Raw genomic sequence first — 329 nt, forward strand, 5'->3', positions numbered from 1 at the left:
GTGGCGTAGCGGCGCATCAGCCCCGGCACCTTGAGCGTGGTCCACAGCAGGACCATCACGACGAACAGGTTGAGCACACCACCCGGTTCGACCGGCAGGCCCAGCAGCGGCAGCATGGTGCTGGTGTCCAGCAGCATCCACTGGCCGGCGAACAACACGAACGCCTGCACCACCGGGATCGCCAGCATGGCGACGTACGACCGCCACCACATGCGGGCCACGCCGTCGGTCTGCGGCAGCGCGTGGCACGCGAGCGCGATCGGCGCGACCGCGGTGAGCACCAGCGCGACCGCGAAGCGGACGATCACACTGCAGGCGGTGGCGGCGAG

Annotated in this window: 1 pseudogene; it reads right to left on the minus strand. The window is 70.2% G+C overall.

The features are described 5' to 3' along the window. Nucleotides 1-329, minus strand: a pseudogene (locus ACLQ24_RS30480) (hypothetical protein); the annotation flags it as partial.

The organism is Micromonospora sp. DT4 (assembly GCF_049841675.1).
Taxonomy (GTDB): domain Bacteria; phylum Actinomycetota; class Actinomycetes; order Mycobacteriales; family Micromonosporaceae; genus Micromonospora.